The following is a 6,892-nucleotide window of genomic DNA, read 5'->3' as shown; positions in this document are numbered from 1 at the left end:
ATATTTAGGAGTCTCCCATTAGGAAACGCAGCAGCCTGCTTGACCGGAGTTTTCTAATGGGTGACTCTAAATGCTCTTCTACAGGGAAGCTAAAATACTAGAATTACAGCAAAACCTCTTTCATTATTTATCCTTTTTAAATCAACGAATGCTAATGAACCCACATATTATTAACTACAGGAACATCTTGAGTCCCTCCCCAAAATGATGTTGTACTACATCCAGAACCGTGAAATCCCACTCGTTTCCCAGAAGCATATGCAAATAGAGCGAGTGATAGCATTTCATCTTTTGCAGTCGCTGTAGGTGGAATGTATACCCTAAAAGTAGCTGTACAATTATCTAGATTTTTCAATTCACCAGCGATGTAAATTGATATTGCACCACTTTCATGTACAAAAACTCTTTCAATTAAAACGCCCTGACCGTTTAGTGCCGTAATGTACTTTGCTTCTACTGAGCTCACAGTTAATAAAAGCGCTAAAAGGAATAAAAATTTTTTCACCATAATGTCCATGTAATATTAATTTTTACGCTTTATAATAAATCTTATTAATTACAATTGCCAATATAAAAACATTTAAAAATAGGGGATATAATAACCATAACGTGAAGCAAGGCACTTAATTCTCCTAATGTTTCAAAGGAGAGAAAAACTAAGTTATTTTTACAAAGAGTTTCTACTTAAGAATTGCATAATAACTCATTAAGAAAATAGAGAGGGTAACCCAGTTATGACGTTCGAATACATCACCTGAAACTTTTAAGAACCCATCAAATTTAGCTTCATCTAAATAAATAGGTCTTCGATCATTCCCTCGCGACGTAACATGATACAAAGCACCTGCGAACTCTAATGGTAATGGCCTAGCCATCCTTTCACCTATCAATATTGGCAAGTTAATGACTAAAAATTAGACTTCAATAAGCTAAAAGAAAAAAGAAAGACCTGACCCTATTTGTTCTACTAGCACCGAGTATTATGTGGAACGAACGCTTGAGGTAAGGCAACATATCTAGAACCAGATTGATTACTAATGCAGATGATTATCCGATATCAAATCAGTGACATAACGGGCGCGAGTGAAGATTTAGTGAATACTATTTTATTCTGAAAATAATTCGGCAGAAATTCACTCACGCACTTTCAAAGGAGGATTAATGTAACCCTAATGGGTTTTAATTCACAAAACCTAATATTTGATCTAAACAATTATATTCAGGGTTTGATACTGGACTTAACCTAGTTACTTTCTTAATTCGTGGTGCTCTACTTTTTTCATGGCTAGAAATAATTCCCTCCACTATAAGCATTCTCTCATTGCAATGCTTAACAAAATCTTTTGTAACATCACCATAGAATGGGAACACCAAGTATTCCATTGAAAAACTATCTGCACTCTCTAGATCTTTATAAAAACCTGCGAAGTTATAAAAAGCTGTTAAAGTTACTTTTTCACCTACTAATTTTTTATGGCTTTCAAATAAATTACTCCAAGTTATTTGCTTATAATCATCATCACTAGCATAAACTTGAATGGCAGAGCTTATTGTTAATAATAAAAATATAAATTTTCTCATCTTGTTATTCTCCTGTATTACTTGAACTTTGGCGAGCATCAAATTTATGCACCCAGCTTCTATCCTTTAATGAATTAACATAAACAGGGGCTCCAACCTTAGCTGACAATTTTAAATAATGAGATTCAATCATACTTCTGTAGTGAATTCTATTTGGCACTGTAATGAAAACTCCTTCCGCATTTTCAATTGGCATGGGGGCGACGGTCACAAAGCTTATATCTTTAAATCCTGAAAACATGCATGACAAAAAACCATCACACATAGAAGAATAAGTTGGAGATTCACCTATAGTAAGTCCAAATGGTACATCAGTAGAGCTTCTGCCAATTATAAACTCGTCTCCATCTTTATAAATTACCGTCCCATATTTATCGGCATTACCAGCTATCGTCATTTCATCAGCATTTTTCATACTCGCTTCTACTAAAGCTTCTTTTAGAGTTTTTCTACTTGATAGCCAATTATTCAAGGCAAACTGAAATGCGGCTGTAATGGCTCCGTTTGCAAACTTACCTCCTGTAATAACAGACATTGTTCCCCCAATTGTTGCTGAAACTATAATACCACCTGCCATATCACTTGGTACGACTCCATTGACTTGCACAAATTTGGTGAACCCAGCGGCTATAAACCCATGCCCAAACTTTCCCCCTTGTATGTGAGCAGAAATACCGCCAACCATCGCATGAGCAAAAACTTTAGCCCCATCACTCCATCCAGAAGCACCTATTCCATAAAATGCAGCACTTGTAGCGCCTGTAATAGCCGCAGATGTGTATGCAGCCCTCATATTCCCTGTCTGCGCATAAGTCAAGTTTTTAGTATACCAAGCATTAAATCCTATAGAGCAGGGCCCACAATAATAAGTAGTAACTGCAGTACCTGCAATTTGAGCAATAGTGGCCAAAGCAGGGTTTTTAGCCAAAAACTTAAATTCTGGATGTGGTAACTTTGTGTCAATTAAAGATGTTATGAAACCATCAATAAAGAAACCACTAGAATCAGTAAAGCGCATTGGATTATTCAACACATAACTATAACGGTTATACGATTGCGAATTATCTGGGAACTGAATAAACGGGTCAGCCTGTAAGAACCGTCCCAAGGTTGGATCGTAGATCCGACCGTTCATATGGATAATACCTAAATCCGATATTTCTTTGTGACCTGTATAACCTTTACTTTCCACGGGGCTTTGTTGATTCAACAAAGAAACTAATGAGCTACTAGTATAGAACCGATTTTGTTTCCCCCACGCATCATAGTTTATGTGCTGAACAACGCTGCCATTCGCGTCTGTTACCGTCACGGTAGAGCCTAGATGGTCCTTATGCGTATATAAAGTTTTACTTTGCTTAGCATCAGTACTGTCAATTACTACAGTATTCCCAACATAGTATTTGTGTTCAACATTTCCTGAAGGCAATGTTAAACGCTCATATAGCCCTTTGAGATATAATGTTTCTGTACGACCTTCATTACGCTGGTCGATGCGTTTGTACAAATTTCGATTGTGATCATATTTAAATTCGCTGTAAACACTCCCTTTACTGATGCGCGAAGGTTTATCAAATGCGGTATATGCAAAAGTACGGGTGCCGTCATTATAAATATTTCCCCTGTCATCATATTGGAAATTATAGATTTGGTTACCAGCGCTATTTCGTATTGCCTTCAGTTTATATTTGTCATCAGGATCGGTGTACTCATAAGTTCCAACCCCTTGTTTGAAAAGAATGTTACCAAAAGTATCGTAGCGAATATCTTGAGTAGCAGAAACATTGTTATTACAACTTGTGGTACCCGCATTCAAACTAGTTTTCATTAAACGATAATGATTATCATATTTGAATGACTCGCAAAAATCAGAACTACTTCCACCATAGCCAAAGTTATGGGCTCGCTTTGTAAGGTTACCTATTGCATCAAAAGTGTAATCAAGTCTGTGTAGCATATTGCTGCCACGATAAATAGATAGGGTATCAATCCGGCCCGTTTCAGCCTTGTATGCACGAGTTTGACGAACTCCGTTGGCATATTCAACCACTGTCGAATTACCTCGGGCATCAACTTCAACTAATCTTTGGTACACCTTCCCGAAGTCACGATGACCTTCGGTGACATTAACAACGGAAGTTGGCATACCAATATCATTATATGTTTGTTTAGTTACAAGTTTGCCACCGGGGTAACTTGTATAGTTTGGACGCAAATAGTCATCGTAATACTGTTCTGTTGTAAACTGTTCGCCATCAATAGTTGTTGTAGTTCTATAGATTTGGCCGCTTGAACTATACAGGTACTCTTCAGTGTAGTTAGCATTGCTGATTGAATTGCACAAGTCGTAGCTTTGATTTTTTCCTTTTATGTATTGTACAGATAATAGAGCCCCTTTATATTGCGAACCAATATCATCATATGCCCAACAGGTGAGACCATCTTCATCTACACGAGCGATTTTACGCCCAGCAGAATCATAATAGAAACTAGAGACAGAACCTTCACTATTTTGTTGCCAAATTAACTCCCCAAAACTGTTATAGTCATATTGCCAAGTTCCTTTTGTATCATCTTTCATTTTTGTCTTTCGACCCAACTGGTCATAAAAGATAACGTTAACATCATCCCCATTAACGGAAGAACTAACAAGCTCATTATTTGCGTTATAGCGCATCAATGTTGAAGCTAAGACTACTCCTGATTTATTCAACGATTCAGACTTTTCAATCGCTCCTGTAAAATCACGAGTAACTCGACTAATTTGAGCCCACTCACTTGCAGAATCATTTACACGCTCGTCTCTATGTTCTGTTACTAACCCTTTACGAGAAGAAGTAACAATTCCAGTAGGCCGTACTTCTTTAACGACACGACCAATACGATCATAAAAAAGCTCTGTTAAATATGCACTGCCAGTACCAAAACTAGGTTCTGTAACTGTTTTTGCACGCCCTTGTTCATCGTAAGTTTTATCAACAACAGTCCAAGTATTATTAAAGTTTTGTATTTGACTTCGAACTTCTCGACCAAACTTGTCTGTGAATACTTGCTTCTCAGGTGCCCCTGATGCTACTTGTGTGTGACGGATAAACGCATCTTCTGGGCACGTTCCTGAGGTTAAGCTACTACAAAATTGCGTGAATGTTTGACTTTGTAAAGTAACCGGGCTATTGCCTAATTGTTTAGTTTTTAAACCAGCTTTACCGAACCAACCTATTTCAGTTGTTGTCTTGTTACCATTATTATCCGACGTCGATAAAAGCTCTATACGACCATTTGGAGTGGCTGTAGAACTGTTATAAACATAAGTAGTTGTAATATTATCGATACCGGTTTGATTTTTTATATAACGACCACGACCATAATACTCTGTAAATGTTTCACGCTGACTACTTGTACTGTTTGCAGAGTCTTTAGCAGCATAAGATTCATAGTCTTTATTACCCCACTTATCGTAACCATAAGTAGTTGTACCCAGCTCTGTCACACTTGTTTCTAGCATTAAATCATTATTATATGTAAATGATGAAGAGCGAACGATGTTACCTGGCACACCATTTACAGGCGCTTTTACATTGTTTTTTAATAAATACTTGGTTACCGACGTGTTCGTTAGACGACCAAGTTTTTTAAACTTTGCATTTACACCATAAATATTCGACGTTTCCGTATAATGCTTATCTGTTGAGCTATCTGACCCATCCTCAATTTCAACTTTAATATTGGTGATGTTCCCATAACTATCTTGCACATTATTTGTAGTAGTAACATTCAACAAGTCACTCTTAGATAAGTCATCATTCAAACTATATTGCTGTTCAATAGATTTTTGGAGATATACTGTCAAGGCACCATTAGCTGTCGAAGCCTCAGTCCAAATATTGGTCGCCTGACTCATTATAGGTGCTGTACCTGATAAGCCTAATGTCTGAATTGTGCTTTTTGGCATACCTGTATAAGGAAAGCGTTGATGGTAAACTGTTTCGGTCGTCACGCATTCGTTGTAATTTGTTACGATCTTTGGTCTTCGTATTGAAGTAGGTCCATCCTCTGAACTACTATCCGATACGTTCGGGTATGATTCGTAGTCGACGTAGTCTGTACAAGTTTGCGCGTCAATCGTCCTCAATGTTTGAAATCCAAGCATTCCAAACCCGTTTTTATGAATTAAAAGACCCCCATACTGATATAAAACAGAGACTGCAGACATCTCAGTTATATCACTGTCAACTCTACTAACAACAAAGTATCCTGTTTTAGGGGATATGTAATCATTGTTAACAGAGTTATCTGTATCATACCTTTCCGTTGAATCAGTTTTTATATAAACAGCAACTTCATCATTAAAGAAATTGTTATACCTTGATGTTATACCAGAATACACAATTCGGTTATAAACACCGTAACCATTATCGTACGACGAAATAACGTTCATCAATTTATTAGGTTCGGTACTGTAACGAATCTCTAACTTATCGTGGCTATAAGAGAGTAAATCTAGTTTTCCATCACCATTCACGTCACCAAATTGATGCGCTTTATATTTATCGACATTAAATATGCCTTTTTGTTGGAAAACTATTTTAGTTGGATCACTAACATCTGCTTTAGCTAAAAGTACTGTCCATTTATCTCCATTACTGTCTTTAGTCTTGTTTGACAATAAAAAGTCAGTTTTTCCATCGGCAGAAACATCTATAGCAACAGATCCCTTAAAGTTATACTGAGTCAAAGTAACTGGTGATTTATTATATGCAAAAGTACTTTGTGCAATCTGCTCAGGTGCAAAATTTATACCTGTCGATAACCTGTAAGCAAGATTGCCATTTTTTTGATACAGAAGGTCTGATAAGCCATCGCCATTTAAATCTGCAACTTGCATAGAACTAGAGAGTTCGTTACCGGCAAACGTCAGTGCTGGTTTGCTCCAATCATTACCCGAAAATAAAAACCAAGTACTATCTACAGTGTAATCTGAGCAAATATTCTCGAATGTACCAGCACTAATTTCTACTCTTTCACACTCTTCTTCTGTAGTAATTCTTTTAATTAAGTAATCAGACTTTCCGTCGCCATCATAATCAAACACGCTACTGTTAGGTGCACCACCAAAAGTACTGAATTTTTCTGTCTCTATTTCAGATGCCCCACTGTTATATGAGGGAATTGTGAACAAATCTTTTGCAGGCGCAAACTTTCCACCTAAATTCTCATGCACTCTCGCCTTCATACCTGATATGTAAACGATGTCAGGTAAAGCATCGCCATTTGTGTCAAGGATTTTTGAAAACGGTGTAGCATGTATACC

4 protein-coding genes are annotated in these 6,892 nt (G+C 37.1%); all 4 read right to left on the bottom strand.

What is annotated here, in order from left to right:
• Positions 1-151 precede the first annotated feature (151 nt).
• The 4 genes from L1D51_RS19760 to L1D51_RS19745 all read right to left on the bottom strand — a co-directional run bounded on the left by L1D51_RS19760 (position 152) and on the right by L1D51_RS19745 (position 6,802).
• Positions 152-505, bottom strand: coding sequence for a hypothetical protein (locus L1D51_RS19760; RefSeq protein WP_239964587.1), 354 nt, complete (start codon positions 503-505; stop codon positions 152-154).
• A 175-nt stretch (positions 506-680) separates the two neighbouring features.
• Complete coding sequence (locus L1D51_RS19755; protein ID WP_239964586.1) at positions 681-875, bottom strand: hypothetical protein; 195 nt, start codon at positions 873-875, stop codon at positions 681-683.
• 304 nt (positions 876-1,179) lie between these two features.
• The gene (locus L1D51_RS19750; protein ID WP_239964585.1) at positions 1,180-1,581 is read right to left on the bottom strand and encodes a hypothetical protein; all 402 of its coding nucleotides are present in this window, start codon (positions 1,579-1,581) and stop codon (positions 1,180-1,182) included.
• Between the two features lie 4 nt (positions 1,582-1,585).
• Positions 1,586-6,802 carry an RHS repeat-associated core domain-containing protein gene (locus L1D51_RS19745; RefSeq protein ID WP_239964584.1) on the bottom strand — a complete coding sequence of 1,739 codons (5,217 nt, stop codon included), beginning with the start codon at positions 6,800-6,802 and terminating at the stop codon, positions 1,586-1,588.
• Positions 6,803-6,892 lie beyond the last annotated feature (90 nt).

It is taken from the genome of Pseudoalteromonas shioyasakiensis (genome assembly GCF_022398475.1).
Classification (GTDB): Bacteria; Pseudomonadota; Gammaproteobacteria; order Enterobacterales; family Alteromonadaceae; genus Pseudoalteromonas.
The sequence above is the reverse complement of the archived record's forward strand: the minus strand, read 5'-3'. Positions and strand labels throughout refer to the sequence as shown.